The sequence below is a fragment of the Psychrobacter immobilis genome (assembly GCF_904846225.1).
In the GTDB taxonomy this organism is placed as follows: domain Bacteria; phylum Pseudomonadota; class Gammaproteobacteria; order Pseudomonadales; family Moraxellaceae; genus Psychrobacter; species Psychrobacter immobilis_F.
Map to the genome: position 1 here is coordinate 228,019 of NZ_CAJGZJ010000001.1, position 19,216 is coordinate 247,234.

Below are 19,216 nucleotides of genomic sequence, written 5' to 3' on the forward strand. Positions count from 1 at the left end.
AATTAGTGCTACAACTGATATTAAGAACGATATTCTTATCCAAATAGGTCACGAATATCAGTTCATCATTTCAATGACTAATAAGGAGGTTAGCATGTCTCGTACTCGTCAAAAACGGATGTCTAAACGCACACTTGAGCAATGGCTCAGTGAATATGCGGTCAGTCATCAAAACCTAATTAATAAAAAAATCCATTGGCTCTGTGTCCCGACTATCTTTGTTAGTTTGCTTGGCATGGGCATGTCATTGTCTGTTTGGTTTACCCTCGTACTTAGCGCCTTAGTATTATTGTTTTATGTACGTCTATCTACACCGTTGTTTTTGGCGATGGGACTGTTCATTTTAATCTGTCTATCAGTGATGGCAGCATTGCCATTGGGCTTTAAAATCTGGGCGGCTGTCTTTATTGTTGCTTGGATTGGACAATTCATTGGTCATAAAATTGAAGGGAAAAAGCCTTCATTTTTTGAAGATTTACAATTCTTATTGATTGGTCCAGCATGGGTCGCCAATAGTCTGATGCGACGTAAGCATTAAGGCTATAGTCAAAAATGCTAAACACGCACTTTTGGACATAATAAAAAAGCGCCACTCAACAGATAGCTGAGTGGCGCTTTTATCTTTCTCATTCAATCTTTTTGATTATGCGCCAAACACTTTCATGCGCTCTTCAAGTGGCTTAAATTCTTTGTCGCCTGCTGGTTGCTCAATGCCACCGAATACCATCTGTGCGGTCAAATCCCAATGGTCATTAATGTTCCAAGTACTCGCTACTTTATTATCGATCACTGGATTATAATGCTGCAAGTTAGCACCAACGTCGATGCTAGCAAGTGCTGTCCAGATGACATATTGATGCATGGCATTGGTATGCTCGGCCCACACAGGGAATTTATCAGCATACAATGGTGCTGCTTCTTGCAAATTTCTTACCGACGTTTGATCTTCAAAGAACAAAATCGTACCGGCGCCGGCTTTAAAACCACCAATTTTTTGCTTGGTTGGTTCAAAATCTTGCTCATCACTCACGATATCACGTAGGGCAGCTTCGGTTATGTCCCAAAGTTTTTGATGGTCTTCACCGAACAACACAACGATACGCGTTGATTGTGAGTTAAACGATGATGGCGTATGCAAGATAGCATGCTCAACTAACTTAATTATTTCATCATTAGCGACTGGCAATTGAGCGTTTAACGCATAGATAGAACGGCGTTTCTCTGCTAGCTGCTGTAGTGCTTTCAAATCCGACATAGTGTGTCTCCGTATTATTGATAAGAATTATTTAAAGTTGTGACGATCAATTATTAATCAACACGATTAACAAATTATTTTAACGCTTTACATTTAATTGGCTTCATTATGGTAGTAATTAAATTAAATCCATATTTTAGTTTTGTAATAAAAACTTAACCGAATACGAAATTGGAAAAGTTTAATTAACAAGTCACTACACAGGCACTTCCATGACCAATACCCTTGCCTCTTCTTCTATCTCTACAGTGAAATCGTTAGTATCCCAAATGCCAAGACCATCACGAGTATTCAAAGTATTATCGTTTACGATTACCTTACCGCTGAGAACGAAAATATAGACCCCGTTATGAGCATCTTTTAACTGATAAGTCTGCGTCAAACCTTTGTCAAAATCACCCATGCTAAACCAAGCGTTTTGATGAATCCACACGCCAACATCGTCAGCATTTGGTGACAGTACTTGATTAAACGTGTTCGCTTGCATGATGTCATCCATGCGTACTTGCTGATAACGAGGATCGACGTTCATTTTATTCGGAATGATCCAAATTTGTAAAAACTTAGCAGGCTCATTCGCATCGCCATTCATTTCGCTATGAGTGATACCAGTTCCCGCCGACATGACTTGAATTTCACCTGTTTCGATAATCCCTTCATTACCAATATTATCGCCATGAGCGAGTTTACCAGACAATGGAATACTGATAATTTCCATATTACGGTGCGAGTGTTTGCCAAAGCCTTGACCGCCAATCACAAAATCATCGTTGATGACACGTAAGGCACCGAAACCCATACGCTCAGGATTGTGATAACTAGCAAAACTGAAGGTATGCTTACTTTTGAGCCAGCCATGGTTGGCATCGCCTCGAGAGTTTGCTGCATGATAAATCGTTTTCATTATATATCCTTACTTATAAGCCATTTAATTTTATATAGAGCTGCTTATTAATAAGTTTACCTGAAAGATGGATCTATTATAATTATTGATTGTAGGATGACATGCTTTAATTTGTTTAGATACCAATACTACCTGCAAATACTACCAACTCATCAACGAATTTTTGTAAGTATTTCTGGATGCGTTCAGTAACGATACCCTCTTTATTTACTATATTAGACTTTTTTGAGCATGACCATTATCGATCGAGTAAGCACCTGGACCATGAGCGAAAATAAGTAAAAAGCCCCCCGCTATCGCAACATTTTTCATAAAAGTATTCATCTGTGAGGCATCAATCCAAAATTGATGGAATAGGAGCCCTGATAAGATGCTAAAGCCAACGAATAGTAAAGCAATCAAACGAGCTTTAAAACCAAGCACAATGGCAATACTTCCCAATAATTCAAGCGCAATTACGAACGGTAGCAGTATACCCGGTACACCCGCTGACTCCATGTGCTCTTGAGTTGCCGCATAACCCATAATCATATTAGAGCCTGATATGATAAAAGTCATCGATAGCAATAGACGACCTATTGGAGCACTAAACTGTTGTAACTTATTCATCATCATTCTCTAAAATACGTGTGACAGGATTTGTTTACAAAGGATAATGTCAGTATAGGCGTTGACTAAAAAAGGATAAATAGTAATAATTACAAATGTAAGTTCTTAATTTCAGAACAATCATGAGGTAATAAAGATGGGACAACTAGAAGATATGGCGATGTTTGTACGCATCGTTGAAGCAGGCAGTATTACAAAAGCCGCTGAGCAGTTGAATATTGCCAAATCCGCCATCAGTCGCCGTCTCAAAGAGTTAGAAACACGTTTGGGTAGTCAATTGATCAGCAGAACCACGCGCCAATCACACTTGACCCAAGCGGGTGAGCAATATTATCAACAAGTGAACAATATCTTGAGCGCCGTTGACGCTCTGAACGAGCAGACCAGTGGTGCACCTACGCGTATTGAGGGGACGCTCAAGATAACCGCCCCGTTATCATTTGGCCTCATGCATCTGAACGATGTGATTGGTGAATACGCCAGTCAGCATCCTAATCTGAAGTTTGAGCTGGACTTTTCTGATCGGTATATCGATTTACTAGAGGAAGGATACGAGTTGGCTATTCGAATTGGAGAGCTGAGTGATTCTAGCTATCAGGCAAAGCGGCTGGCACCAATTCGTTGCATCATTTGTGCAAGTCCCGACTATCTAGATAAAATGGGTGTGCCTGAAACAGTAGACGATTTAGAAGGCCATGAGTTTCTACAATACAGTCTGGTTCAGACGAACAATATACAGCTAATAGATGCCCAAGGGAAAAAACATTATCATGCCATCGATGCCAAAATTAAAGCGACCAATGGTGAGTTTTTAGTGGATTTGGCCGTAAAGGGACATGGCATCACTTTTGTACCAACTTTTATTGCTTATCAAAGATTGGCACGTGGCGAGCTTGTGCCTGTTTTAAAACAGTATCAACTGCCAACACTCAATGCCTACGCTGTTTATCCGAAGAATCGTTTCTTATCACAGCGTTGTCGTCATTTAATTGACTCTATCGCCAAGCGGTTTGGTGACGATCCATACTGGGATAACTTTTGATGATGTAGGGCATGTCATCAATTAGCACACTTAATCATTTAGTGGTCTTAAAATGGCTAAATTTTGCCAAACATCGTCAAATGACTGGTTAATATCTTGATATTATCTGCGTTATTTTCCTTGTTTGACTGCAATTTATCTCATTTTAAGCCTCACAATCTAAATGATGACACGCCCTAGGAAAAAGCGATTTATAAATTACTCGTAAAAAGAAAGCTATACATATTACTTACGCTTTTTTGAAAAGCTCCAACGCTAATACACAGTAAAACAGACTAGCGTGTGTCTACATAAAACGCACTGAAAAAACACAAGAATCTATAAAGATTATGGTGCAGATAACTTAATATTTTGAGCACATTAATCTAATCATATCTTTAAGCACATCGAATAATCACTTCAAAAATCAAGTGATATTTGACGCGCGATATTTGATTAGATATACACACGAACGGAATATATAGCGATGACAACTCTAATCATTAAAAATGCTCAACTGACTGATCGCGAAAACTTGGTTAATATTATTATAAATGGTGCTTATATTGAGGGTATCGATGACATTGTAGCAAGCGCTAAAGAGGATGCCGATCATTCGAAAAACATTCACGATTCCAATATTTATGACACCAATATTTACGATGCGAAAGGTAATTTTGTTTGCTCAGGATTTTTCGAGAGCCATATTCACCTTGATAAAGCCTGCATTCTTGAGCGCTGTACTATCGAGCAAGGCGACTTAGATGAAGCCGTTGAAGAGACGGGTAAAGCCAAAACAGACTTTAGCGAAGCCGACGTGTTTGAACGTGCCTCGAAAGTGATTGAGATGGCCATAAAAAAAGGTACAGTAGGCATGCGTACCTTTGTAGAAACGGATCAAAAAACAGAGTTGCGTAGTTTTGAGGCCATAAAAAAAGCGCGGGATACATATGCATTTGCCATTGATATAGAGATTTGCGCCTTTGCACAATCAGGGCTAACCAATGATCCACATACTCATGAACTATTAAAATTAGCCTTATCACAAGGTGCGGATTTGGTTGGTGGATGTCCTTATAAAGATGACAATCCTAACCGACACATTGAGATGATATTTGATTTGGCTGAACAATTTGATGTCGATGTTGATTTTCATCTAGATTTCGACTTGGATCCAGCAGGATCGAGTATTCCCAAACTGGTTGAAGAAACCATCAAACGCGATTATCAAGGTCGCGTCTCCATTGGACATGTGACCAAATTGTCTGCGATGGACAAAGCCAAACGCATAGAGATGGCGGCATTATTAAAGCTCGCTAATATCACATTGACAGTCTTGCCAGCCACCGATATTTTTTTGAATGGGCGCGATTATGATGCGCTGATTCCTAGAGGTATGGTCAATGCCAATGAGCTGCTAGCCATAGGTATCAATACAACTATTGCTAGTAACAACATTTTAAACGCATTTACCCCTTATGGTGATGCCTCACTGATTAGAATGGCAAATATGTATGCCAACATTACTCAATTAGCAAAGGATGAGGATATCTCAGACGTCTTTGATATGATTACGAAGAACGCTGCTAGATTATTGTCTCATCAGGCAGAGATTACCGTGGGCGCGCCAGCTACGTTCGTTGTGTTAGAAGCTAAAAATGCTATAGAAGCTATACGCACCAATTCACAAGCGTTGGCTAGTTTCAAAAGTGGTAAGCAAACCTTTATCAACAAATCCGCGCGTATTTGTTTTTTAGAGCAATAAATAAAAGGAGCGTTTCATGAAAAACCGCTCCTCTATCGTTATTTAATAGCGAATTCTAGCGTCCACTAATTGTAAATAAGTGGACGCTTTTTTATCATAACTTTCTTACTTTCTTATTGAATGGCTTATTTTAGTGAATGGCTTATTTTAGTGAATGGCTTATATAAGCAGCATTACTCTAAGGTTTGTACGCCACCGCCATTAACAAAGATAGTTTGACCACTAACCCATGTTGAGATTGGTGAGGCAAAATATAACATCGCACCAGCAATGTCATCAGCTTCGCCCAGACGCTTAATAGGCGTATGCGCGAGCATTTTTTTCTCGATGTCAGGTGTCAATACTGTTTTTAGTGCATCAGTACGAGTAGCGCCCGGACCAACTGCATTAATACGCACTTCAGGACCGAAATCATGCGCTAAATTAGCAACCATATGATTGACCGCTGCTTTTGAACCCGCATAGCCGCTCATGTTGGGATCTTTATTGAGACTCGACATCGAGGTGGTAAATACAATCGAACCATAGCCAGACTTTTTCATGTGCGGTACACATAATTGACATAAGCGCCAGCCGCTAAAAACGTTCAATTCAAAATCACGACGGATATCATCAACCGATATTTTAGAAGGGTTTTCACGACCACCGCCACCACCGCCAGCATTATTAATTAATATATTTATAGTCCCAAATGCAGCAACGACTTTATCTACCATAGCGACCAAATCATCGTCTTTTAAAATATTACACTCAACCGCCAATGCTTTGACACCATAACTTTCGATTTCTCGAGCCGCTGCATTAGCATCTTCTAATTTGAGATCAGCAATCACAATATTGGCACCTGCTTGCGCCAATCTTAGTGCCGTTGCTTTACCAATTCCGTTCGCGCCGCCCGTGACAATGGCTGTTTTACCCGAGAGGTCGAACAATTCGTTAAATGATTTATGTTGAAAGGTTTGCATATCGAATCCTTATAATTATTAATTTAGCAGCTTATAAGTTTATTAATGTGGCAGTCATTAATGCATCAGTGATAAGCATTTTGTATTTATGATATAAAGTGCTGCTCATTATATTTAAATAATTGATAAGTATGCATGGTTAAAATCAGATGAATGTGTCAAATCATCCATATTTTGTAACACTGATATATAGTCGATTTGCCGTAAAGTAGATACAGTGCTACTGGGGTAAATTTTGTGTAGCCTCTGTCAGTAACGGCACAGCAAGCAAGGGAAATTCATCTCAGTAGCGCATGATAATAGTTGTATCTCTTTTATCTACAACTAACGATAAGACCGTTTCCTTAAATTTTAGGCATAAAAAAAGCCTCACTTCTTGATAAAAGAAGTGAGGCTTTAGTGCTTTTGCAAGCCATATTTGGAGCGGGAAAAGAGATTCGAACTCTCGACCCCAACCTTGGCAAGGTTATGCTCTACCACTGAGCTATTCCCGCATAAATCAAATTGTAATATTAGTTAATAACTACTACGTCTCGATAGGCTGGCTATTTTAGCAAATATTTTGCGCGTGTCAATGTATTTTTTAAAGTTTATTTCCAATAAGCTCTCTTTAAATCTGCATTTATATAATAATCCAGTATAAGTTATTGATTTAACGATATCTATTATCTTCTACCCCTCTTTTATTTATTTTATTAAAATAATAGAAATATCTCTTTTATCTGGTCTCGGTATACATTCCTCGCCTGCTGTCTACTTTATGCATCGTTCTTGTAGCCGTTGAAAGTAAAATACTCACCTACTTTTTGTCTCTCTCTTCTTCGCTCATAGTGAAACCTTGTATTGCTACTATTCCTGTATTGGTTTTGACTTGTTAACATTATGATACTTATGTCTAATCACAGTTCGGGTAAAATTTCATTGTCTAGGCAGATCAGCAAGCATTGATAGAACAGCAATAAGATCCTGCCTTTTTACCGATCGTATAGAGAACCATTTTGTTCAACTTTACTTTTTATTATTTATAGCGAGGATATTTATTATGAAAAAGTTACTGACCACCACTATGATGACCGCGTCATTGTCGGTATTGACCCTGACCGGTTGTACGAGTACCACTGGTGCTGGCGCTATTGGCGTTGACCGTCAGCAGCTGCTATTAGTCTCTAGCGAGCAAGTTTTGCAATTATCAGCACAAAGTTATGCTAAGACCATACAGGACGCCAAAGCAAATCGCGTGCTTGACACCAATGCTGCTCAGCTTAATCGCCTAAAAAATATTGCTAACCGTTTGGTCGGTCAAGTTGGTGTCTATCGCCCAGATGCAGCGAAATGGAACTGGGAAGTGCATACGATCAAATCTAATGAGCTGAATGCTTTCGTCTTGCCCGGTGGCAAAATCATGTTTTACTCAGGCATTATTGATCGCTTGAATTTAACGGATGATGAAATTGCAGCGATCATGGGTCATGAGATGTCGCATGCGTTACGCGAACATTCACGTGAGCGCCTCTCACGCGAGTATGCCACGCAAACTGGTATCGGTGTTGCTGCTAGCATTTTTGGTCTATCACAAGGTCAGGCTGATCTAGCAAACGTGGCTGGTGATCTAGGCTTGAGCCGTCCTCACAGTCGTACACAAGAAGCAGAAGCCGATCAAATTGGTCTAGAGCTGATGGCACGCGCAGGCTACAATCCACAAGCCGCGATTACCTTGTGGCAAAAAATGCAACGCGCCAGCCAAGGCGAGCCACCACAGTTCTTAAGCACTCACCCAAGCAGTAGCAATCGAATTACCCAGCTACAATCGTTGATGCCTAAGGTGACCCCGCTGTATCAAAAATCGCGTCGTTAATAGTGTGTTTTTGGTTATTAACTTTTAAATAAATTTTGATAAATTATAAGAGCAGAGTGCAAATGACATGTTGCGCTCTGCTTTTTTGGTTTTTATGTGATTGCTGAGAAATATGCCAGATTTTACAGCACGAGTTAAAGCCAATCGTGTCTGCTATAATAAACATCATATATCATTGCTAAGTGCCATATCTTTAAGCAATATGTGCCTAAGTACTGTGATTTCTAGGTGCTGTGATTTCTAGGTATAGATAGAGAATAATAAAATCACTACAGTACTACTGGAATGAATTTTCGAAGCCTCTGTCAGTAACGACACAGCAAGCGAGAAAAATTTATACCAGTAGTATCTGACTATGGATGTATCGATTTAACTGTTCGTTGATTATGCTATTGAACAGAATACATTGAAGCAAAATATTTTATTGAAGGATTGCTATGAGTATCACACCTACCGCCGATGCCCTTGAGGCTGAACTACAAGCGTTGCAACCACAACACTTGGCGCTCACAAATGAGTCGATGAATCATGCTGGTTATTTTGAAGGCAAAGAAAGCCATTTTAAGCTGGTTATTGTCAGTGACGCTTTCGAAGGCAAACGATTGGTCGCTCGCCATCAGTTAGTTTATGGACTGGTCAATGCCTTATTGACCTCACAAGGCGGTCAAGTGCACGCCTTAGCCATTCATGCTTACACCCCAATAGAATGGCAAGGTCAAAGCCCTGATAGCCCATTATGTGCCGGACAAAATAAAGCTTAGAGAGCAAAATTTAGATCATTATTATTTGAATATTCTTTTTTCATACGATAATGAAATACTATAAACAAGCTTGCAAACTGTACTTTTAGAGGAAGTAATCTTTAATGAAACATTTCCATATGCTAATGGCGGTACTGGTCATTGTGTTGTTTTTATACCAAAGTTATTTGGCTCTAAGCGCCAATAGACAAGCGCCACGTGCGATTAAAATAGCCAATCATATTATCTATGCTCTCATTATCGTGTCAGGGGCGGTCATGCTCATGCAACTGATGAATGCCAACGCTCCCATACAATGGGTATTTGCCAAAATCATTTTACTCATCGCTGCCATTAGTTCGAGTATCAAAGCCTTTAACCCGCATGCGACACCCGTACAAAGAAAAACAGGCATTCTTATTGCTGCTGTAGCGTATATTGGTATCGTGATACTTGCCTTTGCTAAGCCCGCCAATCTGTTTTAATCGTTGATTGATATTAGGTCGGTACAAATAGTTATATAATAGGATAGAAAAATAGTGAATAATTGATATATTATCAATATCTTAATGACGTTATTTTTGCTATCTTAAATTTACTATCTTACATCAGTCCCATAAAACAATTTAGCCTAATGGAGCCACTATGAAAACCCTTACAGCAGCGACACTACTGGCAACAGCTGGCGTTTTTGGTCTCTCAGGCTGCGCCTCTATGGGCAATATCACGCCGCAATATGTTGCACCCAGTACGTATCAACAGTATGACTGCCAAGCCCTTAATCAAGAGTATGTTCGTGTGAACCGTTATGTCGATGCCGCTCGTAATGAACAGTCGACGTTGTCCTCATCAGGTGTGGGTTTGGGGGTTTCTGCAGGACGCTGGGGCATCTCACCTAACATCAGCTTTGGCGTTGGTAAAAGCAACGACACCAAAGCGCGTGATGCCAAATTATCACGGCTTTATGGCGAGCGTGATGCCATTGTCCAATCTGCCCGTATTCAGCGTTGTAGCTTCGTCAATGGTGTCAAGATTTATGGCGAATAACACGCAATAAATCCTGTTCGATGATTTAGAGTTTTAAGCATCTAACGTTTCAATAAATGACAGTATTGTTTTTGAACATAGTCATTAAAAAAAGCCAATACGCTGATCGCGTATTGGCTTTTTAATGGCTTATTGTGTTTATTAAATATAAAAACTCAAATGTCATTTTAAGCGTTGTACCCACTGGACAATCTGATCACTAGGCAAAGCGCCTGACTGCCGCGCGACTTCTCTACCATTTTTAAAAGCAACCATGGTTGGCAAACTGCGAATGTTATAAGGTGCAGCTGCTTGCTCATATTTATCTGTTTGTATTTTTGCAAAAACCACTTGCGGTAGCTGACTGGCAGCTGCTTTAAACTGCGGCGCCATCATAAGACACGGTTGACACCAGCTCGCCCAAAAATCAACGATGGTCAACACCTCATTTTTTTGAATGACTTTACGGACCGTCTGCGCATTCAACTCATGAGGACTACCCGTCAATAACGGCTGGCCACATTTGCCACAATTTGGCGCAGCGTTGAGCTTTGCCGCGGGTAAGCGATTGGTGGCTTGGCAATGTGGGCATACTAGATGCGCGCTTTGTTCACTCATTACAGGACTCCTTTGCAAATATAATAGGGATATCTTCCAAACGTTTTAACCAAGGGCATTGATCGGCACTTTTAAATAACGAACACCATTGTCCTCTGGCTTTGGAAAGTGACCCGCATCGATATTGACTTGTACCGCTGGAATTATCAGGCGTGGCATCTCTAAAGTCGCATCACGGCGCTCACGCATTTGCACAAACTCTGCTTCACTAATACCATCTTTCACATGAATATTGCCCAGCTTTTGCGCAGACACTGTGGTCGTTGGACAATGCTGACGGCCTTTGCTTGGATAATCGTGACACAGGTAAATTATGGTGTCTTCTGGCAGCGCCAACAGCTTTTGGATTGACTGATAGAGGGTTTTGGCATCGCCTCCTGGAAAATCACAGCGAGCCGTTCCCACGTCAGGCGCAAATATCGTATCGCCCACGAATACTGCGGCTTTTTCTTTGTCAATCGCCACATAAGCCATGTCAGCTTGCGTATGACCTGGCACATACATGACCGTAATAACAATATCGCCGAGTGCCAATGTATCGCCATCATCCGTCAACACATCAAACTGGCTGGCATCGGTGCGAAAACTGGTATCGAAATTAAAAATTTGCTTAAATACCTTCTGTACCTCGGTAATATGTCGACCAATTACCAACTGTCCACCAAGATTTTCTTTTGTATGTATAGCCGCTGATATATGGTCTGCATGTGCATGAGTCTCGATAATGTAGACCAACGCCCAATCATGCTCACGCACGAACTCAATAACCTCGTCGACGCTCGTGGTACTAGCACGGCCTGATTTTGCATCGAAGTCCAATACTGGATCGATGATGGCACAGACTTGCTGTTGAACGTCCACGAGTACGTGAGTGTAGGTTTGCGTGTCGCTATGTAAGAATGAATGAACTTGCATGGGACCCTCTTTGCTTTTAAACGAATGTTTTAACTTTCAATAGATTGCTAAGATTCAGTAGATTGTTAAGTGTATAGTCGATACTGAATAAGATGTATACATGACAATATCCTGCGTGACTGGGACAAATTTTTCTTGCTTGCTGTGCCTACGCAGACAGAGGCGACAAAAAATTTATCCCAGCCCCGTTGTCTCTTTTTTGTATTGACCTGACTACAGTATGGGGGTTTTTATTACGATTTCATGTACCCACTCATAAAAGATGCGTACCAATATAATCAGTGACAAACGTTTTATCAATTTATATAATGTAAATAATAATAATTTGCTGTTACTGATGATATCATTGATAATTAATGACAGCTTATCTATCAACACTATACTTTTTATTTATATTTTATATAAGGAGCTTGCTCTGGCTACTTCTATTTCAGCATTGAGCACATCCACGGATAGCACTAGTGATAATATGTCATCTAGCATGACCGATTTTGCGCCCAAAGACCTTGCCGAAAAAATGCAACAAGCATCGAGGCAAGCCAGCCAATTATTGAAGTCGCTGTCGCACCCTGATCGCCTATTATTGCTATGTCAGCTGACTCAAGGTGAGTACTGCGTGAGTGAACTTGAGGACTTGGTCGGTATTGGTCAACCAAGTTTGTCGCAGCAACTGGGTATTTTACGCAAAGATGCGCTGGTCAAGACTCGCCGCGAAGGCAAGCAAATTTACTATCGCATCGCAAGTGATGATGCTTTAGCGATGCTACAGTTATTGTATGAACGCTTTTGTGCCAAAACGGATAGATAGCTCACGAGCTTGATGCTTGGCCGTAATTAACTTTCTTTATTGTGATGACATAGTATTATGCCCTCTATCTCTACTCGTCTGATTCCTGCTTGGTTGCGTCAATACCAGCTATCTGCCTTGCCGACTGACGTTATCGCGGGTCTAGTCGTTGGCGTGTTGGTTATTCCACAAAGCTTAGGTTACGCGGTACTGGCAGGTTTGCCGCCCGTCTATGGACTTTATGCAGCAATCGTCCCAGTTATGGTTTATGCGTGGATAGGCTCAAGCAATGTTCAAGCAGTAGGCCCTGTCGCTATCACTGCTATTATGACGGCCAGTAGCCTACATCCTTATGCCTCGCAAGGTATTCAGCAGTACGTCCTAATGGCAAGCTTACTGTCATTGATGGTCGGCATTCTATTATGGTCGGCTGGTCGGCTCAAGCTTGGCTGGATTATGCAATTTATCAGTCGCGGCGTATCAGCAGGGTTTATCAGTGGTGCGGCAGTGCTGATTTTTATCAGTCAGCTTAAGTATCTGACGGGTATTCCCATCGCAGGAAATGGCTTGATCGGTTATTTATCCAGCATGCAAATGTATGCCTGGCAGCTGCATCCGCTGACATTACTTATCGGCGTGATCGCCTTTGCGCTGTTGGTTGCCAATCGTTATGGTAATAAATGGGTATGGCAATCTTGGCTATCCGCTTCTTATGCTAAATGGGCTGAGCGCTTGTTTCCACTTATTTTGCTTGTTGTCGCCATTATTCTGAGCGCCAGTTTGCATTGGACCGCGAATGGCGTGGCAACGATCGGTAGTATTCCGCAAGGGCTACCAAGCTTTACCTTACCTTATGTGCCAGACTTCGATGAAGCCCTAGACTTGTTACCAAGTGCTGGGTTAATGGCGCTGATTATCTTTGTCTCAAGCAGCTCAGTCGCGAGCAATTATTCACGTCTTCGCGGTGAAACTTTTGACGCTAATCGCGAGCTGACGGGATTGGGGCTTGCCAATATGGCGGGCGGCTTCTTTCAAAGCTTCACCATCGCGGGTGGATTTTCGCGCACCGCCATCAATTCAGACTCAGGTGCCAAAACGCCTGTCGCCAGTCTGATGACAGTGCTGGTCATGATTGCAGCGCTAATAGCCTTTGGCAATACGCTGTCGCCACTGCCCTATGCATTATTGGGCGCGACTATCATGGCATCCATCATCAGCCTGATTGACATAGCGACCTTACAGGCAGCGTGGCAGCGTGACCGCCTTGATGCGGCCAGCTTTATGGCAGCATTTATAGGCGTGCTAATATTTGGACTGAATACAGGATTGGTCATCGGCCTGATGGTGTCATTTGCCAGTTTGATTTGGCAATCGAGTAAGCCGCATGTGGCGATCGTTGGGCAAATGGGCGGTACCGGACACTTTCGAAATATCAATCGTCACGACGTGGTGACCTTTACCAATTTATTGATGTTACGTATCGATGAGAGCATATTTTTTGGTAATAGCGAATCCGTCCATCACCGTGTCGTACAAGCCACTCGCCAATATCCAGACGCTCATGAGATTGTCCTTATAATGTCAGCGGTTAATCACATCGATTTGACAGGACAAGAGATGCTCATTAATCTCAATAAAGAGCTTTTGAGCCAAACTAAACACTTAAACTTTAGCTTTATCAAAGGCCCAGTGATGGACATCATTGAATACACACCCATCATCACTGACCTCTCAGGGCACGTATATTTAAGCACGATGGACGCGGTAAATGCCTTGAAAGATGTCTAATACTCTCTATTGTTCAGTGAATAATAATTATCGTCTGTGACAAAATACAGATATGATAAAAGCTGTGTTATGCTAAATTGTTATAACCTTAAGAAAGTATAGACTTTAGAGAATAATACCTAAGCGTAGGCTTTAGACAACAGCACTTAGTTATAATACTCTACATCCAAACGCCTTTTAATATACGCGACTGAATTTACTTATGACCGATAATTTAACGATTTACAAGCAAATTTATCCAAGCCAATGTGTCAAAATCGCTGAGCTGGGCTATCGTTCTGTCCTCAATATACGTCCAGACGCTGAGACAGAGACGCAGCCCAATAGCTGCGATTTGGCGAGTGCCACTGCAAAAGCCAATTTGGCCTATCAGCATCTGCCCTTCGATGATGAGCGTTTGAGCATGGTGACTGTCGAGCAGTTTGCTGACTTTTATCGTACGATGCCAAAACCCATCCTCATGTTTTGTGGTACAGGCGCGCGCGCCAAACTGCTGTATCAAAGCGCATTGATGCAGGGATTGCTGTAAAGCCGACTACAAAGACAGTGGCAACGTTTACATACCTCATCTTTAGAAAGTCGCTCATTCAGCTTACGCTTAGACGCTATGTTTCCACAGCAATATTTCATTTTTTGATAGATAAAATAAAAAGGAGCTCTTATGAGCCATCAAGTGAGCATTACTGGACAAATCACTCCTGACCAAGTACCGATGATTGCAGAAAATGGGTTTAAAACCATTATCAATAACCGTCCAGATGGCGAAGAACCCAATCAGCCAACCAGCGCTGATATTGCTGCTGCTGCTGAAAAAGCAGGTCTTGCCTATAAAGAAGTGTCTTTTGCAGGTAGTGAGCTCAATCAAAACCATGTCGAAGAATTTGCTGACTTTTTTAATCAAGCTGAGCAGCCAATGTTGATTTTTTGCCGTACAGGCAATCGCTCAACAGGTATCTATGAAGCAGCAAAACGTATGGATTTGTTGGACGACTAATACTGATCTAAGAAAATTACGAACGCTTAAAAAAACGCCCGTCCAGATTTTGGATGGGCGTTTTTTGTTATATTTGAAATAGTAGTATATTCTTCTATCAATAATTATCTTTTAATGGATAGTTATTGGGCTCTACATAGCCCTTATCTTTTTGATAGTTGAGGTAAAAGATACTATTTTTATAGGTTTTACCTTGATTATAACCGCTAACAGTTAGCCTTAGAGGGTAAAACCCGTTAACTGTTTTACTGGTATCAATTGCTAAGTCTGCACTCCTATCATTACAACGACGCTGCCCTTGACCGCCGCAACTGTCTGAGCCATCGCTATTAAAACCTGCGCCAATCCAGTTCTCCATTATACCGCGACCTTTTGGCGTTAATATGACAAAGCTTGTGTTGGTATAACCTTGATGCGTATCACCATGCTCATTCATAAAGCCCCACGTATTAGGGGCGAACTGCTCTAAATCCCAGCCACCTAACCCATAACCAGAACTTCCTGCATTCATATAAGGATTGGCCGACTCTACTTGCCAACCTTCACCTTTAGGCTTTAGAACAAACATACCGACTAAGCCACTACTAGCATGACCGTGTAAGACTTTTTCACCACTCTCATCAAAGCTGACATCACCTTTAATCAATATATATAAGCGCTTTCCGTTATTGGTATCTATAACTTTCTGCCTATCGATATCGATGCAATAGCCCGCCATATATGGCTCATTGGTTAAACCATTGACTGACCCAGAAGGCGCAATCGCACCATGACACTGTAACGATTCATTATAAAGCGGATAGTATGGCTTGAGGATATCCATCACGCTATCAGCAGCAGAAACGTTTGTGGCAAATCCTAATAATCCAAAACTAAAAAACAATCTTAAAGTGGTTATTGATCCATGTAATTTGGCGTACATCATACCTACCTCAACTGACTAATTAAATGACATCACTACAGTGGATAATCTTTAGGCTTTTGGTAGCCTTTTTTTGGCTCGTATTTTATTTTATAGATCTGATTGTTATAGGTATTCTTTTTTGAGGCATCATAGCTATACTCATGACCATTAACTGTAATCTCTAGCGGGTAATAACCATTTATCAGCGTCGTCTTATCGATGTTGAGTTTGGCTTTCAATAATGTGCAATATTTTATGCCTCTATCTTTACTACATCCTGATGGTGCGGTCGATTCATTATAGTACTCAACTTCCGCTCCTATGTGACTATCTATAATTTTTCTTGATTTAGAGTCTGGCGCTAGTAATACGTATTCAGAAAAAGATTGATTGTAGTGTGAGTCACTATGAATATTAACAAACCCCCATTTATCAGGCGCAACTTGTATCAGCTTCCAGTCTTTTAGTCCTTTACCAAAGCTGCCTGCATTCATCGCTGGATTGGCGTATTCCACCTCCCAACCTGAACCTTGTGGCTTTAGAACAAACATGCCGACCAGTCCAGTATCGGCATGAGAGCCAGAATCGTTTCCGCCTTCTTTATCAAACGATACATCTCCAATAACCAATATATACAAACGTTTGCCTTGCTTCGTTTGAACTTGTAATTGCCTATCCACTTCAATGCAGTAGCCGCTTTTTAGGTAGACGCCTTCATCAATTGTAGAGCCATTATTAGCAATAATACCTTGGCACTGCTGAGCCTCATTATAAACAGGATAGTATTTATCTAGAATCTCATCAACAGTTTGCGCCGCATAAACACTCGTTACACTGAGTGTTAGAAATATAAAAACTAAATATTTGATCAAGTTATTTTTTTTGATATTAAGGCACCCCTCTTCATTTTCCATTCTTTTAATTTTCTCGTAATATCTATTAATAAACATAAGTTAATTTATAAAATTTAACAAGCTACAAATTCCTTTTATCTAAAAAAATTACCTAAAAATTGAGATGGCTTTTTTGGATAAAGTAATAATGTGCTACGTCTATCTAACCAAAAACCTAATATCTTTTGTTATCTCAAATATTTATCCTAATTTTGCAAACGATACCTTGTAAGTCTACTTATTAAGATTAAAACAATGTTTGCTTTACAAATAAGCGTAAATCATTGAATATCACATAGGTGTTATTAAACTCTTACATTGGTGATTAATCAAAACTATCGACATACTAAACCTCTATTCATCATTTTTTTTAACAGGTCATTATCATGCCAAAACCTTTACTTATCATCGGCAATAAGAATTACTCATCTTGGTCATTGCGAGCTTGGTTACTCTTAAAAGCATTTGACATCGATTTCGATGAGCAGCTTATTGAGCTGCTTGATGCGTCGGCATTACCAATACTTAACGAGCATGCACCAACGGGTAAAGTCCCTGTGCTTGTGTGCGGCAAAGGTGAGCAGAAAGTAACGGTTTGGGATACGTTGGCGATTGCTATTTATGCCAATAGTTTTCTGACAGACAAAGATATTTGGACAGGAAAGCGTAAATCTGATGTGAAAGATAACGATGATAGCCATAAAAAAAACAGCGCCTACTGTCAAAGTATCGTGGCAGAAATGCACTCGGGGCTGATGGGTATTCGCAGTGACATGCCAATGAATATTAGAGCGGCGGCTAAGATACAACCAAGTAGCGCTTGCTTAGCAGATATTGCCCGTATTGAAGCGATCTTCGCGGATTGTTTAAAAGGCCGCCCAGCGGACAGTTACTTATTCGGACCATTTACCGTTGCCGATGCTTTTTTTGCACCCGTGGTCATGCGGCTACATACCTATGCCGATGCCTCTGGTTTGATTTTACAACCAACCACTCAGCAGTATTGTCAGACAATGAGAAACAACCTGCATATGGAGGCTTGGGTTAAAGCCGCCTTGAAAGAGACGCGGATTATTAAAGAAGATGAGTCGGGTGAGATTATTTCAGTCGCTGGCATACTGGCTGGTTAGCGATATCATGCAGCAGTGTATGGGGTGGCAAAATAGACTCACGCGCTACTCTTTGCATTAGAAGAACCGCTTCATCTTATGTTATCGTCTTCAATACTCTTCAAAAAATAACGCCACAAGGAATGTGAGCGATTTACAGACCTATTTTAATATGACTGTCATTTTACAAGGAACGTTTTATGGACAATACTGCGCTGGCCCTACTTCCATTGGCGCTTGCCTACATTATGTTTACTTTAGGCACAGGTCTAAAACTTAGCGACTTTAAGGTAATCGCCAGTCACCCCAAAGCGTTTTTTGTGGGGTTAATAAATCAAGTTATTTTTGTCCCTTTAGTGGCTTTAGCGGTGGTCTTAGTGATGGCACCGCCGCCAGCCATGGCATTTGGTATCATGTTAATTAGTTTTTGCCCCGGCGGCGTTACTAGTAATATGCTGACCTATTATGCTAAGGGCAATGTGGCGCTGTCAGTCGCGCTCACTGGCGTGGTCAGTCTGTTATCAGTCATCACCTTGCCGATCTTGATTACCTTAGCGTTTAATCACTTTATGCAAGACCAAGCAGGCTCTATCAGTGCCATAAAAATTGGCGTTGTGATGTTCTTATTGACGACTTTACCTGTAACGCTCGGTATGCTCGCGCGTTATAAATTCACTGACTTTATGGTACGTAGAAGCGGTATTCTAAACAGCCTCGCCAGTATTTTCTTTGTCCTAATCGTTTTTGCCGCTATTGCGTCCAATTTTCAGTTATTAAAGTCGCAATTAGCCAATATTGGCTTAGAGCTTGTCCTGATTATTATGTCCTTATTTGTAGTCAGCATTTTGACATCTAAGGCTGTAAAGCTGAGCTGGTTTGATACCAAAACGATTTCAATAGAGACCAGTATTCAGAACAGTACAACGGCCATTACTTTAGCGCCCATCATTATGGGCACGGCAGCTGGTCTGCCTGCCATCGCCCTACCTGCTGCCGTGTATGGTGTGTTGATGTACGTGGTTGCACTACCTGTTATTGCTCTCATTAGAAATAAAAGTGGATAATATC

At 41.0% G+C, this 19,216-nt stretch carries 21 protein-coding genes and 1 tRNA gene; 13 read left to right on the forward strand and 9 right to left on the reverse strand.

All coding sequences use genetic code 11. The features are described 5' to 3' along the window. Window positions 1-94: 94 nt before the first annotated feature. Window positions 95-538, forward strand: a complete 444-nt coding sequence (locus JMX48_RS01000; protein WP_201533312.1) for a DUF962 domain-containing protein — start codon at window positions 95-97, stop codon at window positions 536-538. Between the two features lie 105 nt (window positions 539-643). On the opposite strand, the gene JMX48_RS01005 is transcribed toward JMX48_RS01000, so the two are convergent. The 3 genes from JMX48_RS01005 to JMX48_RS01015 form a co-directional block, all read right to left on the reverse strand. After that, complete coding sequence (locus JMX48_RS01005) at window positions 644-1,255, reverse strand: nitroreductase family protein (protein ID WP_201533314.1); 612 nt, start codon at window positions 1,253-1,255, stop codon at window positions 644-646. A gap of 196 nt (window positions 1,256-1,451) precedes the next feature. Then, complete coding sequence (locus JMX48_RS01010; protein ID WP_201533316.1) at window positions 1,452-2,159, reverse strand: pirin family protein; 708 nt, start codon at window positions 2,157-2,159, stop codon at window positions 1,452-1,454. A 210-nt stretch (window positions 2,160-2,369) separates the two neighbouring features. Then, window positions 2,370-2,768 (reverse strand): DoxX family protein, encoded by a 399-nt coding sequence (locus JMX48_RS01015; protein ID WP_201533318.1) that lies wholly within the window; start codon window positions 2,766-2,768, stop codon window positions 2,370-2,372. A gap of 136 nt (window positions 2,769-2,904) precedes the next feature. Between JMX48_RS01015 and JMX48_RS01020 the strand changes: the two genes are divergently transcribed. Together JMX48_RS01020 and JMX48_RS01025 are read left to right on the forward strand one after the other, a co-directional pair. Continuing rightward, the gene (locus tag JMX48_RS01020; RefSeq protein WP_201533320.1) at window positions 2,905-3,810 is read left to right on the forward strand and encodes a LysR family transcriptional regulator; all 906 of its coding nucleotides are present in this window, start codon (window positions 2,905-2,907) and stop codon (window positions 3,808-3,810) included. Between the two features lie 466 nt (window positions 3,811-4,276). Continuing rightward, entirely contained in the window at window positions 4,277-5,554 is a 1,278-nt protein-coding gene (locus JMX48_RS01025; RefSeq protein WP_201533322.1) for an amidohydrolase family protein, read from the forward strand. Between the two features lie 173 nt (window positions 5,555-5,727). Here the strand turns inward: JMX48_RS01025 and JMX48_RS01030 are convergent, their stop codons facing one another. Further along, window positions 5,728-6,519: a glucose 1-dehydrogenase gene (locus JMX48_RS01030; protein ID WP_201533324.1), complete on the reverse strand. Its 792-nt coding sequence runs from the start codon at window positions 6,517-6,519 to the stop codon at window positions 5,728-5,730. 419 nt (window positions 6,520-6,938) lie between these two features. Then, window positions 6,939-7,013, reverse strand: a tRNA-Gly gene (locus JMX48_RS01035). Window positions 7,014-7,561: 548 nt separating this feature from the next. Between JMX48_RS01035 and JMX48_RS01040 the strand changes: the two genes are divergently transcribed. The 4 genes from JMX48_RS01040 (at window position 7,562) to JMX48_RS01055 (ending at window position 10,161) form a co-directional block, all read left to right on the forward strand. Beyond that, window positions 7,562-8,374, forward strand: coding sequence for a M48 family metallopeptidase (locus JMX48_RS01040; RefSeq protein ID WP_201533326.1), 813 nt, complete (start codon window positions 7,562-7,564; stop codon window positions 8,372-8,374). Between the two features lie 437 nt (window positions 8,375-8,811). Beyond that, entirely contained in the window at window positions 8,812-9,135 is a 324-nt protein-coding gene (locus JMX48_RS01045; protein ID WP_201533328.1) for a BolA family protein, read from the forward strand. 104 nt (window positions 9,136-9,239) lie between these two features. Next, window positions 9,240-9,599: a SirB2 family protein gene (locus tag JMX48_RS01050; protein ID WP_201533330.1), complete on the forward strand. Its 360-nt coding sequence runs from the start codon at window positions 9,240-9,242 to the stop codon at window positions 9,597-9,599. A 160-nt stretch (window positions 9,600-9,759) separates the two neighbouring features. Further along, window positions 9,760-10,161 (forward strand): hypothetical protein, encoded by a 402-nt coding sequence (locus JMX48_RS01055; RefSeq protein WP_201533332.1) that lies wholly within the window; start codon window positions 9,760-9,762, stop codon window positions 10,159-10,161. A 162-nt stretch (window positions 10,162-10,323) separates the two neighbouring features. On the opposite strand, the gene trxC is transcribed toward JMX48_RS01055, so the two are convergent. Together trxC and JMX48_RS01065 are read right to left on the reverse strand one after the other, a co-directional pair. Beyond that, window positions 10,324-10,758: a thioredoxin TrxC gene (gene trxC, locus JMX48_RS01060; RefSeq protein ID WP_201533334.1), complete on the reverse strand. Its 435-nt coding sequence runs from the start codon at window positions 10,756-10,758 to the stop codon at window positions 10,324-10,326. A gap of 45 nt (window positions 10,759-10,803) precedes the next feature. Then, entirely contained in the window at window positions 10,804-11,673 is an 870-nt protein-coding gene (locus JMX48_RS01065; RefSeq protein WP_201533336.1) for an MBL fold metallo-hydrolase, read from the reverse strand. Between the two features lie 481 nt (window positions 11,674-12,154). Here JMX48_RS01065 and JMX48_RS01070 point away from each other — a divergent pair, with 481 nt between their 5' ends. The 4 genes from JMX48_RS01070 to JMX48_RS01085 all read left to right on the forward strand — a co-directional run bounded on the left by JMX48_RS01070 (window position 12,155) and on the right by JMX48_RS01085 (window position 15,242). Beyond that, the gene (locus JMX48_RS01070; protein ID WP_413786328.1) at window positions 12,155-12,481 is read left to right on the forward strand and encodes an ArsR/SmtB family transcription factor; all 327 of its coding nucleotides are present in this window, start codon (window positions 12,155-12,157) and stop codon (window positions 12,479-12,481) included. 57 nt (window positions 12,482-12,538) lie between these two features. Beyond that, window positions 12,539-14,248, forward strand: coding sequence for a SulP family inorganic anion transporter (locus JMX48_RS01075; protein WP_201533338.1), 1,710 nt, complete (start codon window positions 12,539-12,541; stop codon window positions 14,246-14,248). A gap of 202 nt (window positions 14,249-14,450) precedes the next feature. Further along, a complete protein-coding gene (locus JMX48_RS01080; protein WP_201533340.1) occupies window positions 14,451-14,777 on the forward strand; it encodes a beta-lactamase hydrolase domain-containing protein in 327 nt (108 codons plus the stop codon). 132 nt (window positions 14,778-14,909) lie between these two features. Next, window positions 14,910-15,242: a TIGR01244 family sulfur transferase gene (locus tag JMX48_RS01085; RefSeq protein WP_201533342.1), complete on the forward strand. Its 333-nt coding sequence runs from the start codon at window positions 14,910-14,912 to the stop codon at window positions 15,240-15,242. Window positions 15,243-15,339: 97 nt separating this feature from the next. Here the strand turns inward: JMX48_RS01085 and JMX48_RS01090 are convergent, their stop codons facing one another. Both JMX48_RS01090 and JMX48_RS01095 read right to left on the reverse strand, forming a co-directional pair. Beyond that, a complete protein-coding gene (locus tag JMX48_RS01090; RefSeq protein WP_201533344.1) occupies window positions 15,340-16,167 on the reverse strand; it encodes a hypothetical protein in 828 nt (275 codons plus the stop codon). A 32-nt stretch (window positions 16,168-16,199) separates the two neighbouring features. Continuing rightward, window positions 16,200-17,096 carry a hypothetical protein gene (locus JMX48_RS01095; protein ID WP_201533346.1) on the reverse strand — a complete coding sequence of 299 codons (897 nt, stop codon included), beginning with the start codon at window positions 17,094-17,096 and terminating at the stop codon, window positions 16,200-16,202. A gap of 329 nt (window positions 17,097-17,425) precedes the next feature. Here JMX48_RS01095 and JMX48_RS01100 point away from each other — a divergent pair, with 329 nt between their 5' ends. Then, window positions 17,426-18,169, forward strand: coding sequence for a glutathione S-transferase family protein (locus tag JMX48_RS01100; RefSeq protein WP_201533348.1), 744 nt, complete (start codon window positions 17,426-17,428; stop codon window positions 18,167-18,169). Between the two features lie 179 nt (window positions 18,170-18,348). Next, the gene (locus tag JMX48_RS01105; protein WP_201533350.1) at window positions 18,349-19,212 is read left to right on the forward strand and encodes a bile acid:sodium symporter family protein; all 864 of its coding nucleotides are present in this window, start codon (window positions 18,349-18,351) and stop codon (window positions 19,210-19,212) included. The last annotated feature ends 4 nt before the right edge of the window (window positions 19,213-19,216 follow it).